Source organism: Pseudoalteromonas luteoviolacea, from assembly GCF_001750165.1.
GTDB classification, from domain to species: domain Bacteria; phylum Pseudomonadota; class Gammaproteobacteria; order Enterobacterales; family Alteromonadaceae; genus Pseudoalteromonas; species Pseudoalteromonas luteoviolacea_G.
Genome location: NZ_CP015411.1, coordinates 1,710,042 through 1,728,093, shown reverse-complemented (window position 1 = coordinate 1,728,093; position 18,052 = coordinate 1,710,042). Strand labels below are relative to the sequence as shown.

Genomic DNA, 18,052 nt, shown 5'->3' with positions numbered 1-18,052 from the left:
GCATTGATTTATCGTATACTCATTACTCTTAATCGATACCTTAATAATAACACATCTATAAAATCTACATCGATAAAAATAGAATGAAGGAATAGTTACCGTGCTTAAACAATGCATATTACTTATACTCGCTGTATTTTCGCCTATATTATTTGCTGCACAAGTGTTTACATATATCGAAAAGCACCCTGATAATACATGGACAGTGACCTATCGCGTTGATACACCAGTTAATAAGCTTGTATTTAACAGGACACCCGATAACTCAAGAGTAAAAAGGTGGCAGCCCAATAGCCCAAACTATGTGATAAGCTTTAGCGAGGAAAATGTACAAGAAAGTATCACCAGAAAAGATGGACACCCATTCTCTCAAGTCACAATAAAACTCACTCCAACCTATACGCCATTGCCAAAGGAATATGCGCCCTTTTCCCCATTTTCAGACAATGGCATACTGATTCATTCGGCACGTTTTTTTGCTTGTGCATCGACCTGTAATGAAGGTGCGAATGCGTGGCCAATCGAAGTCAGAGCTTCAGGCAATCATATGATTGTTGATGGCAAAGTGCATAAAGACCAGGCACAGTGGATAGCTAAAAACAGTGGTCAAAAAGTGTATGTTGGACAAACAGCGCCAATTGAAGATACTCACTTTGTTAGTCTAATTGATGGACACTTGCCCTCTACTTTGAAGAAACATATCGAACAAGACTTACCGAAACTGATGGACTTTTTTGCAAACAAAATGGGCCCATTAGATTATCGCCCTGCCTTATTCGCTTCATTCAGTGACACTACCGACGGTAAATATGGCCGCCAAGGTGGTACGTTATCCAATCAAATTTTTATGCATTGGTACGGGAACAAAGCCATTGAACAAGTCGATAGTGAATCTATTTTTTGGTTTTTTGCGCACGAAGTAGCTCACCTCTATCAAAAGCAAGGATCTGATATTGAGACCCCCACAGAAGCATGGTTACATGAAGGCGCAGCTGAGTTTTTGGCGGGGATTGCTTCTGCAAAAGTGGCAAACAACACTGACTTGCTCTCACAAAAGGTTGCGATTGCACAGCACCAATGCATTGAGGGGCTAGCAGATCAGCCAATCTATATTCGCGCTGTAAAATCAAACCCCAGGTTACACTACAGTTGTGGATTAGTACTTATTAATGAAATCAATGATGCATTGACCGCTCGCAAGAGCACGTTCGACATTTTTAGTGCATGGCAAGTATTCAACCTGCATATAAAGTCTGGTAAACCTGCGTCTGTTGCTACTTTTATTGAAGGGATGAAGCCTTATTTATCTCAGGAACTAGTCAGCTCATTGATGCTGTTAACGCAAAGTGCACACTTTAACGCCGCCACCTTTTTTAAAAAATTAGCCAAAATACAAAATGGCAACACTGTTTGAATTAAGCTGTTTTGTGAGCATGAGCACTTGTCGTGTTTACAACAGGCAAAGTGCTAAATACTCACCGCTGTCGCACAAGTTCATTTATTTTTGGAGCTATTAGCTCACCCAAAAACGTAAAAACCGGTGAACAATCCCCCACTCAACCTTGCTTGCAATAGAGTGTTTTACCGTGGCTTTGCTACTTTTTTAAATTCAATAATGGACTTGTAGAATGGATATTGCGCAGCTTAATTTTTCAGTGTCGTTATTTGAATAGAAGCTAATTTTTCTGTGTCGGTAACGCTGATTGCTCACTTAACACCCCAGACCATTTATGTTTTATTCTCGTCAAGGTGCCATTCTCGCTGATCCGCTGCTTCCCCAAGTCAAACTGCTTAAGCAATTTTTTAGCCATCGGGTTACCATATGAAGCGGCAATAAACTCTTTGTTGCTATCAAACATCGGTAGCTTAATGATGTCACCTTCTAAATCATGTTGCTGCAAAACAATGTCCCAAACTCCTTCATAACCTGCAAAGCCTTGCACTCGTCTACTTTTCAACATTTCGAACCCTTGAAATATGCCTCCCACATCATACTTTTTAATATTAGTAGCCTGATCCCACTTGGCACCGTAATTGAACCCCCGCATTTGCGCAATCGTCTCACCCTCAAAGGTCGATAGCGACTTCCACTCAATAGATTGTTCCTTTAAAACATAGATACGGTAGTACACCGTGTTGACATACTCCTTGGAGTATCGATACACTTTTAGGCGCTCTTCACTGATGCTAACTGGAAAGATTAAATCGACTCGACCATTATCAAGGTAGGTCAATGCTCTGGCCCAAGGCACGACCCAAAGCTCTACTGTGTAGCCCATTTCGTGAAAGCTCTCACGTACTACATCCCACGCAAACCCTTTAAATACCGGGCTATCTTCTCCAGGTGCAACCTTGACCAAATGAGTATCACCATTGTCTAAAAACCCAAATGGTGCGTAATCAGGTAAAGTGATCACTGACACCGTTTTTGCACCTGCCTGCCAAGCAAAGCCAAATGTTAAACATATTGTGACCAATGCTCGCAACAATAGGACCATTATACCGCCTAGAAAAACACCTTTATTAAAAGCTTAGTTAAGTTCGTCATATCTGACAAAACAAATCTGTTCCCCCTATATAATTTGCTGTTAAATAAAGCCTTTAGTATCAATTGAATTTGCAAAAGCAATCTTTTATGTACTAGCTTAACCAAATACCGATACAATATTAATGCCCAACAGGTTCAACTTTGAACATGGGAAAAATGACAATAATAAAAATTCAATGGGGATAAGATGCGTTTAAAACTGACTCTTTTTATGCTGGCTTTGTTGATAAGCTTATTTATGTGCAGCTCGACTACTGCGCTTGAGCATCGACTACCACAACACATCCAACTCCAACATCAATCTATTCATCTGCATGTAGATCCAGATAAAGCCACCTTTTCAGGCACCACAACCCTTAATATTATGCTCACCAAACCCACTCACGTAGTCGCTTATCATGGTAAAGGGTTGACTATCGATCACGTCTCTTTGATACATCAAGGAAAAGAGACGCCGCTGAGTATCAGTGCGCCAGATCACTATGAGATTATTAAACACGATTTACCCACAGAAATTAGCGGCATAGCCAAACTCAAAATCGCGTACCGCGCTCAAATATCTGAACATGTTGAAGGGCTATACCGTGTCCAAAACGACCAAGGCCAAATTTACTTATTGTCTCAATTTCAATCTATGGAAGCACGGAGAGTCTTTCCAACATTCGATGAGCCCGATAAAAAGGCCACGTTTGCTTTTAAGATAACCACCCCTAAATCATATACTGTACTTCACAATACTCTACCGAGCGCCATTGAGCTTAAGGGTAAATTGAAGACAACACAGTTTGCCAAGACCCCAAAGATGAATACCGATATTCTGGCGTTAGCACTGGGGCAATTTGCTGAATATGATGTAGCCAAAAGCCGCCTAAACACCAAGGTATTTAGCCCTAAAAAATCGCAAGTAAAAGTCCCTGCCTATTTTAAAGAAGTCGTAGATGGCTCACTCACCTTTATCGAAGACTACTTAAATAGCCCATTCCCCTTCGAGCGGCTTGACTTTGTGGTTGGCAACTTTGGCAGTGTTGCAGCGATGGAAAACTTGGGCTTAGTCGCATTGAATGAAAACCAAGTCCCTACCCCAGATGCAACGCCTCGTGCACATTGTCAGTTTAAAAAGCTCATTGCCCATGAAATCGCCCATAGCTGGTTTGGTAACGACATAACCATGGCATGGTACGATGATTATTGGCTCAATGAATCTTTTACTGAATTTATCGCCGCGAAAGTGGTTCAAACCCTTTACCCAGAAACGGCTTCTTGCACGTATGTACCGCAAGCAAAGGCATTCAATGACGATAACCAACATGCAACCCCACTGATTTTTGACGTAAAAACACGTGAAGATACTGTGGCATATGGCCAACTCTATTACACCAAAGGCCGCGCTATTCTAGACATGCTTGAACAGGCTTATGGCACAGAAACGCTGCAGCAACGGTTGCAACTTTATGTGAAAAAATTTACTGGTAAAAATGTCAGTACGCGCCAATTCTTGGCTTTATTACCCGATACTAAACTGCAAAACATGATCGCCAGCTTTACCCAAAATACTGGCTACCCACTCATCACCATGACCAAAAAAGATGGTCACTACATGTTAGCGCAAAACGATATATTAAATAGAAACGATATGCTCTGGACAATTCCAGTATCGCTAAAGCTATGGGATGGAAAACAAGTCTCCACACAAAAGCTGATATTAGAAGACGCTGAACTTAAGATTACTCTCCCTGCCAATGTTCACAGTATTTTCCTAAACACAGGAGGGGCAGGCTACTTTCGTTATGTCGATAACACAGGACTCAATGAGTTTCCTTTTGACAAACTCAGCCCACCGGAGCAGGCCTCATATCGAGATAATCAACAATCTTTAGCGATCAGTGGCCACATTGAATACTTGGCGTATATTGATAGTGTGGTACGTGAGTTAAATCAAATAGCACTCGACTCTGAGCAAGCCAATACACTTATCAACGAATTACACTACGTATTCATTGACCATATTCAGCTTGGCCACCAGCAGCCATTCGCTCGCTATTTGAGTACACAGATCACACATCAACCAGATTGGGCGGCTCTACTTAAAAAGCCATATGGCGGAGATGTATTGCAATTTTTTGGCCTTTACTTAAAAGCACCTGACGCAATAAAAGCGGCAATAGAGTATTACAACAGACCTAATAGTCACCAACATCCGCATTTTGATAAAATGATTGCCGTGCTTGCAAGTAGCACAACCAATACTCAATACAAACAGTTTGTCACGCAGTTCAAGCAAATGCCCAGTCAGGTAAAAGACAGCATGTTACCGGCACTGGGATATGTGGATAATGCAGAGAAAGTAAAACTGTACTATGACTTACTTATTGACGACGCCACCAAAGGCATGGTCATCGATGTAAACTTTCAGTATCCGGCTTTCAATCCTGCCCTCAGAGTCATTGCTGCTGATTTAATCGCAAAAAGGAAAGAGGCAATCTTTGCTCGAATCGCCCCCGCTGCATTACAGTGGTTTCCATATAGTTTCATTACATCCTGCTCTAAAGCCCAACAGCAGGCTGTCAGTAAATTATTTAAAAATTGGTTACATATTGAAGGCCTTGAAGAAAAGCTAAATGTCGTGCTGCATAATATTGAGCAATGTACTGCCCGCTCGAAGAAGATCAGCCAAAGTCTGACATCAGTACATTAAGCAAAATAAAAAGAGCTGTTAACAGCTCTTTTTATTATCACCCAAAGGCACGGGCTTTTTGATAAGCGGGACGAGCTTGAACACGAGCTAGATAAGCTTGAATATGCGGCCGATTATCAAGCAATTTTAAGCTGCCAGCGATTTCTAATGAAATCGTCATCATGATATCCGCAGCACTGAATACGTCGCCCGAAAAATATAGTTGCTTAGCAAGTGTCTGGTCTATATAGGTCAAATCTAAATTCAACTCTTTGGCAATATATCCATCGAGTGGCGCATCACCTGAGCGTGTTTCCATTTGCATAAGCAAGTAGGTGATCACCGGCAAACCCAAGGACCCTTCCGCAAAATGAAGCCACTCTAAATAGGCATAATATGCTTCGCTGTCTTTGCTGGGGCGCAGGCTGTTTTGTGTACTTTGATCCAAAATGTACTCCAATACAGCGCCTGACTCACAGAGTATATGACCGTTATGCTCTATCACAGGTGCCTTATTTAACGGATGCACTCGCCCTAAGCTTGATGGGGCAAGCTTGGTGTTTTCATCTCGTTGATGATGAATGACATCAAAAGGCATATTCAGCTCTTCAAGCAACCAAATAACCCGCGTCGAGCGGGATTCATTCAAATGGTGAACGGTTATCATTAACGCACTCCCGATCACACTAACTGACTGACAAGTAACTCGCCGACTGCATGTGCACTGGCTGGGTTTTGCCCTGTGATGACTCTCTCATCTACTACTGTAAAACTCTGCCAAGGCTGTACTTTATGAAACTGCGAAGCCGTTCTTGTTAAGGACTCCTCTAACAAGAATGGAATGTCGTCAATGGTGCCAAAATCTACTTCTTCTTCTCGCGTGAATGACGTGACTTTTTTATCCGAAATCAGCGCGTTACCACTACTCAAAGTAATAGGTAATAAAGCTGCTGGGCCATGGCATACCGCAGAGATAACACCGCCTGTTTCGTAATGCTTTGCAGCCAATGCCGCCATCGTTTTATCAGTCGCCAAATCGCTTAACAGGCCAAAACCACCAGGGTAAAAAATAGCACCGTACTCATCAATATTTACTTCAGCAATACGTTGCGTATTATCAACTTTTTGTATAAATGCAGCATCTGCCAAAATATCACTGTTTACATGATCGCCCTCAATATCAGTGCCATATAACGGCGCTTTACCGCCTTTGAGTGACACAATATCAAACTCAATTTGATGCGCATTCAGAACAGCAACAACATGTGTTAGTTCAGGGGCATACGTTCCATTGGGCTGATCAGTATTACCCAAAGTCGCATGATTTGTGACAGGAATAAGCACTTTTTTCATCTCTTTTGTCCTTTGGCTTAAGTTATCTTGAAAACTACTGTATATTTTTTCTATATAAATGATAATTAGCTAATTCAGTGAAACACTTTTGCCATTTAGCAAAAGTGTTGAATTCATTGTTCAAGCTGACACTTAAGAATAGGCGTTATTTGATGGATAGCTTTGAAGGCGTATTTGAATTTGTTGCGGTTGCGGAAAGCGGCGGTTTTTCATCAGCAGCAAAAGTGCTCAATTGCAGCACTAGTCACATTAGCAGACAAGTTTCTCGACTAGAGCAGCGTGTGGGCTGTAGCCTCTTTGCTAGAACGACACGGCAAATCAATCTCACCGAAAATGGGGCCTTTTATTACCAACAATGTAAGCAGCTCATTACTGGCTTACAACAAGCCAATGAGCAACTCGCTCAACAGCAATTTAATCTAAGCGGCACGCTGCGTGTTAGTGCCGCTGGCGGCTTTGCCGAAAATTATATCGCCCCTGCCCTAATGGCTTTTGCCAAACTACATCCAGAGCTGTCTATCGACATCGATTTTAACAGCCGAATGGTTAATTTTGTTGAAGATGGCGTCGACTTCGCCATTCGTTATGGCGAACTCCATGATTCTAATTTAATTGCCCGTAAGCTCATAAGCCGTAACATGATGGCGGTAGCAAGCTCTGACTATTTAAAAAAAAATGGCACGCCCACACACCCATCAGAGCTCAAAAAACATAACTGTATTATTGCTAACAACGACAATTGGTCATTTCTGGTTGACGGTCAAAAACAAAATTTCAAAGTCAAAGGGAACTGGCGCAGTAATAATGCGAATGTCGTGGTGTCTGCTTGTATAAAAGGGCTTGGCGTCGCCTATATGCCGGATCGCACTTTTGACAGTGCCATTGATTCACAGCAACTCACACCTATTTTAGAGCCATTTTGGAGCTCTGGTGCAACCAGCTGGATCGTATACCAAAACCGTCAATTTCAACCTTTGCGCTCACGTTTGGCCATCGACTATTTGCTTGAGCATTTCAAAGACTTCTAATCTACCTTATATCCTTCAAGGCAAGTTTAGCTGTTATAACCTGTAATGTTTTTTCCTTGTACTGACGATTACCATCGAAGACGATATTAACCCATATTAACCCGCTTACAGCGTGTTTAAGGAGAAGTCGATGTGTACTCGAGTGCTAAATAACCTCAACCGCAAGTACATTGCAACCGCTAGAAACATGGACTGGATGTTCCCTTTACCCACTAGCTTATTTACCTTTGATAAAGGCCTAAACAAAATAGGCATGCCTATTTCAGATAAAAAAGAAGATAACGAAAAAGCGCTAAAATGGTGCTCAAAGTATGCCAGCGTCGTTGCCATGGTCGGTGATGAACAAAGTGGCTGGGCATCTTCTGATGGCATCAACTCTATGGGTCTAGTAGCAAACGTACTCTACGATTGCAATGCCACCTATGCCCAAAATCAACCCTGTAAAGACGGCAAATTAAGCGTGTTGCGCTGGGTGCAATATGTCTTAGATAACTTCGTGTTTGTAAAAGAAGTGGTCAGTGAATTTGAACAACAAAAGATTGAGTTAGTGCCTGCCGATGTACCCAATAGCAAAGGAAAACCGGCAACTTTACACTTATCCGTATCGGACGTAACCGGTAGCTCTGCCATCATCGAAATATACAACGGGCAGTTTTACATCCACAGCAAAGATGTCTATGTAGTCATGACCAACGACCCGAGCTATGACAAACAACTAAAAATTGATGCCTATTGGCAGTGGCAATGGTCAGATGACAATATTGCCGCCAGTCACACCATACCGGGTGGACCATTTTCTGCGGACAGATTTGAACGTGCATTATTCTATATTAGCCATATGAATGCCCCGACCAGCCATGATGAAGCACTCGCTCAAGCAAAGTCAGTTGTCGCGAATGCCTGTGTGCCATTGGGTTATAACGTACAAATGACTGAAAGCCCCAATATTTCCAATACGCTGTGGACCACCTTGGCAAATCACAACGAGCAAAAGTATTATTTCTGTAATGCTCGCACTGCCAATACCATTTGGGTAGATTTAAACACGTTCGACTTCAATGAACCGGTCAAGCGCCTTGATATGGTCTCCATCAGCTCAGAAAATCAGGTCATCAACCATAGCTATGAAGGCCAAGTCAACGAGCTACTCACGCCAGTATTAGACCCATACAGCCCCAACTTATTTATCCCCGATGCGCTTTGTCGAATTGGTGCCTAACTTGTACTCACTCAGCGTCGGATCCAGCCGATGCTGAGTAACAGCCTATTGCCCTGCTCAACTTTAGTCACAGCATGCACGCAACAATCAGGTCGAAAGAACTTTATTCTGTTTGACTCGTAAAGAGGCGACTGGCATATAAACTCGCCGCCTTTATTGGCTTTTTTTAATACTAGGTTCAGCCTAAAGTGCCGGCCCGAAGAGACTTCATCAATATGTTCTGGCACCTCACTGCCCTCTGGAAACTTTAACAAATAAACGTCAAATTTAATCGCCCAATAAGCGCCCATAACCAACATTTTTTGATAGCCTGATTTTTGTCGACCTTTTTGCCATCTAAATAGCCGTTTTAGCATGAGTCACCTCTTGTATGCCAATCCAGAGAGTACAGCCTAAATTACCTTAAAAAACAGGGGTTGAGAAGTATGAAATTCACAGCAAAGCGGGGAGAGATTGAGATGAAAATAAGAAAGAGCCCACCATAAAATGGGCTCTAAACAACACATTTAGAACGAATATGTCACTCTTGCACCGATTTCACGTGGGTCGCCTAAATCCACACGAGAATCGCCATTAGATGCTTGAATTTGACCCCAATCACTATAGTGCTTATCCAGCGCGTTTTTCGCATACGCTTCAAACTTCAGATCATCCATTTGATAACCCGCATTCACATTCATCAAGGTAATTGCTTTTACTTTATTGGTATTTGCCGCATCCGCATATACTTCGCCGGTGTAACTTACGTTCGTTGTAAAGAAGTAGCCACTCTTTGCAAAGTACCTCATGCCAACCACCGCGGTATGCTCTGGTGCATTGGCAAATTGATTACCTGATAAGTCATCACCTCGGACATTTAATTCTTTGTATTTAGTTTTCGAAATCGAGCCACCTAAGAAGATGTCTAATTCATCCGTCACTGCATAATCAAATGACACTTCTACCCCGGATAGCTCAGAAGCACCGGCATTGACCACCATTTGGAATGCATCATTACTGGTATTTGGCTCTGGCACAGACACTTGTTGGTCTTCCCAGTCGGCATAATACATATTTGCATTGAACACCCCGTCACCATCTAACACAACAGCACGTACTGCAAACTCGTAATTCCAAAGCTCTTCTGAATCAAATTCATTGATACCATTGAGCAGTAACATCTCGGTACCGCCAGAACGATAGCTCTTTTTCACAAAGAAACTCGTAGACACATCATCATTCCAGCTGTAAGTTAGGCCAGCATGCGGCAGAAAGTTTGAAAAATCCGTCTCTGCAACAGAGCGCGGTGTATTTGTTGCAAGCGCACTTAATTGTACATTCGCAAGCGTAATCACTTGGTTCAATGTCATGCCTGTGCCTGGCAACTCAAAACTGCCTCTTGGATCGCCCTCTACGAAAGTGTCTGCTAAACCAGCATCAGACTTTGCGATGTTTTGAGAGATAACTGTTTGCGTTTCTTTGTCATAACGCGCACCAACTGTGAACAACCAATTATCATCAAACTTATATTCCCACTCAGTAAAAATGGCTTGGTTCTCTATTTCAACGTCGCTTTGACCATCTGAATAAAGATCCCAATGTTGTGGGAAAATACCTTCCGCTAAGAACAATTGTGGATTCGGTTGTGTCAGTAAACCGCTCAATGCCCCTGTTGCAGGCATCTTAGTCACGCTTGACTCAAAGATATTGAAAAGGCTCACAAGATCAAAATGATTATCAGAAATATTGCGACGAATACCGTCTACTTTACTGATGTAAATACCTGTACTACCTCTTAGCTTATCACCCGTATAGTTAAACCTTAGCTCTTGAGAGAAATTCTTATCTTCATCGTTACGCGTAATAATCCCGCCAAACTCTTCAACTGTTTGCTTCGTTTGGTCAATGTCGTCAATGCGGATCCGCTTACTATTTTGATAAGCACTGATACTGTTTAAATCCCACTCATCATTAATGTTGTAATCAACTTTAAACGATAAGATATCTGCTTCAATATCATGGCGAGAAACTTCGTTACTGGTCGAGATACGCGCTTTTGCATCATAGTCATGATCGTTTACACGCCACTCACCAAACCCGCTGTCAGTTCGCTGATAACTTAAGATCATGCGCAAATCGTCATTTGGCTCAATCAATAACTTAGCGCGGATTGACTGATCGTCATCATAGCCGTAATCATCTTCACCGCGAGTTACGTTTTCAATAAAACCATCAGCACTGGAGTCCTCAATCGCCACCCTAAGTGCCAAAACATTATCAATGATATTGACGTTTGCAACACCTTTTAGCTCTTGTCTACCATAGTTACCAAAACCGACACTTACAGCGCCTTCATTAGCATACACAGGGTCTTTAGAATTAATAACCACGGCACCCGCTAAAGCATTTCGACCAATGTTGGTTGATTGCGGTCCGCGTAAAACTTCAACCTGCTCAATGTCCCATAATTGACTTGCACCTTCACCTTTTGCCCAACCAGATAAGGTCACACCATCAAATACAACCGAAGCAAGCTCAGCACGATTTGGCTGTGTAGGTGAGCCACTGTTTACACCACGAATAGTAAAACTAAATGCGTCACCGACAACACCAGGCGTTAACTGAAATACATCAGATACATCCGTTAGATTGTTTTTTTCGATTGCCACATCGGTAAATACTGCAACACTTTCTTTCGTGTCTTGCAGTGAATTTTGTATCTTCTGACCTGTTACAGTGACCACTTCGATTTTAGAAGACTGCTGAGATTCTGTATGATCATGTGCGAACGTAGAAGCAGAAAAAAGCCCAGCAAGACAAGCTGCTATGGCTGTTTTTTTCGGGGTTGAAGTCATGATAGTTCCAATATAATAATTGTTGTTAAGAAAAGCGCGCAAGTATTGTATTGAAAATCACACAAATAGCAATGATAAGAATTATCATTAACAAAGCAGTAATCAAACTTACAAGTGAATATTCCCAATAAATATTCACTTGTAAGTAATAAAAACAAGTTCCCAAATCAAACACACCCCATTCTTAATCCCGCTAAACTGAATAAAAATATAGGCTTACTTCACACTATAAAACTTGCGAGACTACACAGAGGTCTTTGCAGATGGTTCGATATATGCTGTGTGTTTTCGTCAATACAACTGAGTCACAGATCCAAACCCCGATTGTAACGAAGTACCACAATAGAGTGCTGTAGCACCTGCTAATATAAAAATTAAAAAAGTGGGCAGTTACGATATATGAGGGTTTTTAATGACAAATCCGCGCTCAGTCCCTGAGATAAAGCCTACTTTTTCATATACACCATGGGCGGCAGTTCGAGTTTCCCCAGACAACAACATGACTTTATAGCACCCTTGCTGCCAAGCCAGCTCAACGGCAGCTTCTATCACCTTTTCACTGAGCCCTCTGCGTCGAAATCGAGTGCCAGTAACGACATGCTCTATGACGGCAAACGGCCGTACATCGTTTGTTAACGTTGGTGCAATCGTCAGCTGGCAAGTTGAAGCGACCTCACCTTCCAGTTCAGCAACAATAAGGTGGTTATTTGGATCCTGTTCAATAATTTTCCAACCGGACATTAAGGCATCATGAGTCAAATCAGGGTCATGTGGCCTAAGTTCTTTAAACAACTGCATAATACCTGCTAAGTCTGATTGCATTGCCACGCGGATAATCGCCATTTTACTCACTCCTTTTAAGACGTCTAAGTTTCCTTGTTCATGTGCTTCTTAATAGTGGCACAAATAGCCAACAACTGACTACTCTAACACCACAATCTCATTTTTACTGGACGCCAGCTTTGAAAACAGGACATCACCGTTAAGACTCGCTCAGTCCAGCGTACACTTGGTAGCAGGCTATACCCTATTTTTGGGTGCGTCATAATTAAAGCGGGTGTTTTGGCATCATCATTGAGTACTTTGCGCAACTGTGCGATACAGCGTTGGATGGCGTTTGGACCAACAACCATGTTTGGCCAAATTTGCGTTAAGAATTGCTCATGTGTGACAACTTCTCCTTGATGCTTCGCCAAAAGCGCCAACACTTGTAATACTTTCGGCTCTACACTACGTACTTTATCGTCGACACGAATTTGAGATCGGTACATATTTACGTGAAATTCATTAATGTAAAACTCTTTCAAAGCACAGCTCTCTCAATTCAATATTATCCCTAACCGCTAGCTGACCTGACACAACAGCAATTCAATACCCGCTTTTTTTAACATGCTTGTACCTCTATGTCATTATATTTTCGCCATACACACTTAACAAAAATACTAATAACCCCATGATTAGAATGAAAATATTTTTCCAAAGCAAAGATCCCACACCTAGTTTAAAAAACCATCAAGAGTAAGCATTTGAGTTGATATTAAGAGATGAAACCATGCTATCGCTCAGTGAAAATCACGTTATTTTCGGCTTCTTAGCGACATCAAAAAACTCACTTAGATTATTGGGAAGTAAGGTGAAACATTTCAAATCGTGCGAAATGAAGTAGTCACGATCGCAGCTATAGAACCAAGTTAGACGACAGCTGGAACAGTGAATATAGCAGTGAACAAGCTTGGGTTAAGCTCAATAAATAGCGTGATTTAAAGTGTCAAAACACAGCTCTTACAAATACATCAGTACCAAAAAGATAGAGAGCTAACATTTTGCCTCAATCTTTTAGCCATAAAAGCCATATTTTTAACTCTGAAAACCCATCAAGCTTTCACCTCATATAACTCCAAAGGCAACCCATCAGGATCTTGGAAAAAGGTAAAGCGTTGCTGTGTATATTCATCCACTCTAACCGATTCAGTCACAACACTGTATGCGTGTAAATGCGCAATCGCGGCGTCTATATCTTCCACCTGAAAGGCCAAATGGCGTAATCCTGCGGCCTCAGGGCGACTGGGACGTTTGGGAGGGTTAGGAAATGAGAAAAGCTCTATTTGACGGCCATCAGGTAATGCAAGATCCAATTTGTACGAGTCTCTTTGTTCACGGTAGTTTTCAGCAAGTACCTCAAAACCAAGCACCTCTGTATAAAACGCCTTTGAGACTGCATAGTCAGTGCAAATGATTGCGATATGATGAATACCCTTAAGCATATTTAACCACCACTTAAAATTTAATACCGATCATAACGATGGAACAACAAGTGACGCTATGTCATACAAGAAAATTGCGCTAGATTATAAATGAGTAAGACATTTATTTCAGATAAAAATGTATGCCAATGTATCACAACGCCAAAATTCACTGCTTCAATGGCAATACCCACAAGGTTTAACCCAACCTAGCTGCTTTATTAAACCAATATCGAAAGTTACCTAAGCAATAATAACTAATATAAATAAACCAAAAGTCACGATTATCACTACAAAAATCAACCGAAGCAGTTTTAAGACCAGCGAACCTGATTAATAAATTAATAAATTAAATTGATATAAAACCCAAAAAATAAAGACCAACCTCATAAATAAAAAAAGAGCTCCTTATTCATAATATATTGATAAAATGAGATATAAATAAAAAACACCAATAAAAATATAACATCACCTTCTTAACAATCGCCCACTTTTAATCATTACACATTAAGTAAAATAGAAAATAACATTTTACACCGCCATCAATATATGTAACAAAATAAATCAAAAAGGAAATCTATTTAATATTAAAAAGTTACACAACCAGCTCACAATTGAAGGAGACAAAATGTTAAAAAAGCTAATAACAACAAGCATGCTGTTAGCATTAGGATCAGTTACACTCCCCTTGTATGCGCACACTAGCTCAACAAATGGTGTCAGCTCATTGCAACGCATACATAAAGACTATTCTTTATATTTTGCCAATGAAGAGCAAAGGGTTGAATATGCTCAACGATACCATGGACAAATTATCAATACCTTACACAATGCGCTGATTGTTTCTCTTAGCGAAAAAGAATTTTTATCCGCTCGCGCCTCAGGAGCAGTGATTTTAGAGCACGGACCCGCTTTGCCTGTGAACCGTGCTGCAAATGCATTGGTTAAAACGAGTCAAAGCACACTAACTGCGACACAAACTACTGGGATCCCAAACTTCCCGTGTTATCCAACACTCGAAGAAACACATGAAATTGCAGAGCAACTCGCTAAAAAATATCCAAATTTTGTAGAATTAAAGCATATTGGGCAGTCATGGAAAAAAGAACAAGGTATTGGCGGCCACGACCTTACTGTACTGGTGATTAAAAATAAAAAAAGAAACAAAAATAAAAAACTTCCCACTATGTACATGCAAGGCGCTCTGCATGCCAGAGAATATACAGCAGGAGCAACAACCATCAAGTTCGCACAGCACCTGTTAGAAAATAGACGCACTAATCCTGACATCAAGTGGATTTTAAATCAGAGAGAAATTCATATTTTGCTAATAGCCAACCCTGACGGTCGAAAGTATGCAGAGCTTGGTAAGCGTTGGCGAAAGAATACCAACACCGCCTATTGCGCCACAAACGAAGAACAAATCGGTGCAGACTTGAATCGAAACTTCGACTTTGGCTGGAACTCAACACCAAATTCCTCAGATGAACAATGCGCTAATACATATCAAGGTCCAGTGGCAGCCTCTGAACCAGAGACTCAAGTTATACAAAACTATATAAACAGTATCTTTGAAGATAATCGCGGGGAGTTAGACACAGACGCAGCACCGTTAGATACTGCTGGGCTATTTTTAGATATGCATAGTTATGGTGGTATGATCATGTGGCCTTGGTCACACTTACGTACACCGCCCCCCAACTCGGCGGGGTTATCTATGTTAGGACATCGACTGGCTGCTTATAGTGGCTATGAGGCTCATCAAGTTGGTAGTCGTTTTCATGTTGGCGGTTCTGCCGACGGCTATGCCTATGGCCACTTGGGTGTTGCATCTTTTACTTATGAGTTAGGAAAAGAATTTTTTGAGCACTGTGGCAACTTTGAAGGTGAAATCTTCCCCAACACGTTAAAATCCCTCATTTACGCCGCAAAAGTTGCAAAAGCGCCTTATAAAATATCCGGCGGCCCTCAGATACTTGATTACAAATTAGAAGGAGCCGGCGATGTTGCAGTACCACCAGGTACCCCCATCAATTTAACCGCGGGCATTTATGATGACTTTTTTGGTTACTCATCTTATGCACCATTACCACCAAGCCAAGCCGTCAAAAATGTTAAACTGATCATTAAAAAGCAAGGTGAAGGCGTTGTGCAAAGGCTTAAACTCCCTGCTGCCGATGGCATTTATGACTCATCGAGAGAACAGTTAAACTACGCACTCGATACAAGCAACTGGGACGATGGTCGTTACACTTTAATACTCAAAGCCCAAGATGTTACTGGTCAATGGGGTGTTAAATACGCGAAATACTTGACGATTGATGATGATGCAAGTGCACAAAATCAAGCGCCAGTTGCCGATTTTACCCCTACCTGCACTTACGGCACTTGCCACTTGGACGCATCAAAAAGCACAGATGACAAACCTGGCTTAAAGTACCGTTGGTTTATTGGTTCTGAAACATCCCGCGAAGAATATTCAGGTGAAAAGATAGAATATGTTCATGAAATGGCAGGCACTTATTACGTCTCGCTTGTTGTAGAAGATGCCAATGATATTTCCGCAGTGAAACATGCCGTTCTTGATTTAGATGGCAGGTATTTACCTATTCCTAACTTTACTTATCAGTGCAGCGGTCTCACATGCGAGTTTGATTCATCTAGCGCATCAGATCCTGACGGTCACATTGTTGAACGATTATGGCGCTTTGGTATCGATGCTTACTACCTACCGGGTAATGTGAAAGAGACCTTTACATTCCCAGCTGCGGGGGAATACAGAGTGGCGTTTGTCGCGCGAGACAATGACGGACAATACAATGAAACCTATCAATTCATCACTGTAAACTAAAGTAACTCTATAATGCTCAGCAACATAGATGCTGCTGAGCATTATAATATCGGTAATTACTTAGCCAACATCATTTCTTTAGCCACAATCGCGGCAGAATACATAAACATCGTAGATACGATACGCTCATCTTTAATCACTGCTTTTTTATCTTTCATCGTGGTTTTGTTTTGCGCAATCGCACCATTTTTATTTAATTGCTCTTCAACTAAGAATGGCAATAAAGTGCCTTGCTTTGCCCAGCTTTTGCGTCGCTCCGTTGAATTTGGAAAACCAGCGACTTTTTTACCTTTAATCATAAACTCACCTGAAGATAACTTCACATTCGAAAATGCGCCAGCACCATGTCCCGCTGAGCCAACAATGCCGCCTGCTTCATAGATATCTGCGATGATTTTTTGCAAAGCTTTATTGCTTGCTACGTCAAACAATGGACCATAACCACCGCCTATGTACACACCCCAATATTGGCTTGGGTCAATTTGAGACGGACTCAATGTATTATTGGTTTTTTCAGTAAAGCCTTCGTATTTCATGGTATAGGCACTGATACCGTAGGCTTCCATTTGAAACTCGACTTTACCGCCTTTTGGTGAGACAAAATCAACATCAACTCCATGACTGACAAAAACATGATATGGTGGTGCCACTTCCCATAAATTGTTTCTTGCATCACTTTTATCAGGATCTCCCATATCTACCAAGTTAGACGTGATAATAAGTACTTTCTTTCTATCGTTAGCCGATAAATCAAAAGATGACAAGCCACACAATAGCAACAGTAGAGAAACTAAATACTTCATATTTATCCTTATTATTTTTTAACTACATTAAGCTTTGACGCGAATAAAAACGAAAAGGTTTAAACATAAATACAAAATTTAAAAATATTTTTTTAAGAAAGTTACCAGCAGCACAAAATAGAGCAAACAATCTATTGATTTACTTTTTTTATACATTTTAGCTTATTTATTGGTGGGGCTTATTCTCATCAATAAATCAAAATTAAAAGGAAAATTAATGAGTACAAAAATACTATTATCTTTGATCGGTGCATTCATGCTGGTAGGTACGCAAGCTGGCGCAACTGACTACAATGACCCTAACTTTCGCTACTATCGTGTCACTTGTATCGACAAAATAACACACACTAACGTGTGGTTTGACATATCTAGAGAGTGGGATTACACATGGACATCCAGATGCAACGCAGTAAATGGGTATTTAGATGTTTATAAAGCTTATTGGCGTGAAGAACGTTAAAGCTAAACCTATGCAAACCCTTGATCTAATTCGCTACTA

Annotated in this window: 15 protein-coding genes; 6 read left to right on the top strand and 9 right to left on the bottom strand. The window is 41.2% G+C overall.

Annotated features, from left to right (window positions below; all coding sequences use genetic code 11):
• Window positions 1-100: 100 nt before the first annotated feature.
• The gene (locus S4054249_RS07440; protein WP_046358285.1) at window positions 101-1,414 is read left to right on the top strand and encodes a hypothetical protein; all 1,314 of its coding nucleotides are present in this window, start codon (window positions 101-103) and stop codon (window positions 1,412-1,414) included.
• Window positions 1,415-1,676: 262 nt separating this feature from the next.
• On the opposite strand, the gene S4054249_RS07435 is transcribed toward S4054249_RS07440, so the two are convergent.
• The gene (locus S4054249_RS07435) at window positions 1,677-2,498 is read right to left on the bottom strand and encodes a substrate-binding periplasmic protein (RefSeq protein ID WP_046358284.1); all 822 of its coding nucleotides are present in this window, start codon (window positions 2,496-2,498) and stop codon (window positions 1,677-1,679) included.
• A 237-nt stretch (window positions 2,499-2,735) separates the two neighbouring features.
• Here S4054249_RS07435 and S4054249_RS07430 point away from each other — a divergent pair, with 237 nt between their 5' ends.
• Window positions 2,736-5,243 carry a M1 family aminopeptidase gene (locus S4054249_RS07430; RefSeq protein ID WP_046358283.1) on the top strand — a complete coding sequence of 836 codons (2,508 nt, stop codon included), beginning with the start codon at window positions 2,736-2,738 and terminating at the stop codon, window positions 5,241-5,243.
• A gap of 37 nt (window positions 5,244-5,280) precedes the next feature.
• Here the strand turns inward: S4054249_RS07430 and S4054249_RS07425 are convergent, their stop codons facing one another.
• A complete protein-coding gene (locus S4054249_RS07425) occupies window positions 5,281-5,889 on the bottom strand; it encodes a glutathione S-transferase family protein (RefSeq protein WP_046358282.1) in 609 nt (202 codons plus the stop codon).
• 14 nt (window positions 5,890-5,903) lie between these two features.
• Window positions 5,904-6,575, bottom strand: coding sequence for a type 1 glutamine amidotransferase domain-containing protein (locus tag S4054249_RS07420; protein WP_046358281.1), 672 nt, complete (start codon window positions 6,573-6,575; stop codon window positions 5,904-5,906).
• Between the two features lie 152 nt (window positions 6,576-6,727).
• Between S4054249_RS07420 and S4054249_RS07415 the strand changes: the two genes are divergently transcribed.
• Both S4054249_RS07415 and S4054249_RS07410 read left to right on the top strand, forming a co-directional pair.
• Window positions 6,728-7,603, top strand: a complete 876-nt coding sequence (locus S4054249_RS07415; RefSeq protein WP_046358280.1) for a LysR family transcriptional regulator — start codon at window positions 6,728-6,730, stop codon at window positions 7,601-7,603.
• 130 nt (window positions 7,604-7,733) lie between these two features.
• Window positions 7,734-8,822, top strand: a complete 1,089-nt coding sequence (locus S4054249_RS07410; protein ID WP_052961165.1) for a linear amide C-N hydrolase — start codon at window positions 7,734-7,736, stop codon at window positions 8,820-8,822.
• A gap of 11 nt (window positions 8,823-8,833) precedes the next feature.
• Here S4054249_RS07410 and S4054249_RS07405 read toward each other — a convergent pair whose 3' ends face one another.
• From S4054249_RS07405 to gloA2, 5 genes are all read right to left on the bottom strand, one after another.
• Window positions 8,834-9,178, bottom strand: a complete 345-nt coding sequence (locus S4054249_RS07405; protein WP_046358278.1) for a hypothetical protein — start codon at window positions 9,176-9,178, stop codon at window positions 8,834-8,836.
• A 150-nt stretch (window positions 9,179-9,328) separates the two neighbouring features.
• Entirely contained in the window at window positions 9,329-11,656 is a 2,328-nt protein-coding gene (locus S4054249_RS07400) for a TonB-dependent receptor (protein WP_046358277.1), read from the bottom strand.
• A gap of 390 nt (window positions 11,657-12,046) precedes the next feature.
• The gene (locus S4054249_RS07395; RefSeq protein WP_046358276.1) at window positions 12,047-12,499 is read right to left on the bottom strand and encodes a GNAT family N-acetyltransferase; all 453 of its coding nucleotides are present in this window, start codon (window positions 12,497-12,499) and stop codon (window positions 12,047-12,049) included.
• An 83-nt stretch (window positions 12,500-12,582) separates the two neighbouring features.
• On the bottom strand, window positions 12,583-12,927 hold the full coding sequence (locus S4054249_RS07390) for a winged helix-turn-helix domain-containing protein (RefSeq protein WP_046358275.1): 345 nt from the start codon (window positions 12,925-12,927) through the stop codon (window positions 12,583-12,585).
• A gap of 603 nt (window positions 12,928-13,530) precedes the next feature.
• Window positions 13,531-13,920: an SMU1112c/YaeR family gloxylase I-like metalloprotein gene (gloA2, locus tag S4054249_RS07385; RefSeq protein WP_046358274.1), complete on the bottom strand. Its 390-nt coding sequence runs from the start codon at window positions 13,918-13,920 to the stop codon at window positions 13,531-13,533.
• Between the two features lie 607 nt (window positions 13,921-14,527).
• On the opposite strand from gloA2, the gene S4054249_RS07380 reads away from it, so the two are divergent.
• On the top strand, window positions 14,528-16,750 hold the full coding sequence (locus S4054249_RS07380; RefSeq protein ID WP_052961164.1) for a M14 family zinc carboxypeptidase: 2,223 nt from the start codon (window positions 14,528-14,530) through the stop codon (window positions 16,748-16,750).
• Between the two features lie 56 nt (window positions 16,751-16,806).
• On the opposite strand, the gene S4054249_RS07375 is transcribed toward S4054249_RS07380, so the two are convergent.
• Entirely contained in the window at window positions 16,807-17,553 is a 747-nt protein-coding gene (locus tag S4054249_RS07375; protein WP_046358273.1) for a type 1 glutamine amidotransferase domain-containing protein, read from the bottom strand.
• A gap of 217 nt (window positions 17,554-17,770) precedes the next feature.
• On the opposite strand from S4054249_RS07375, the gene S4054249_RS07370 reads away from it, so the two are divergent.
• Window positions 17,771-18,013, top strand: coding sequence for a hypothetical protein (locus tag S4054249_RS07370; RefSeq protein ID WP_046358272.1), 243 nt, complete (start codon window positions 17,771-17,773; stop codon window positions 18,011-18,013).
• Window positions 18,014-18,052 lie beyond the last annotated feature (39 nt).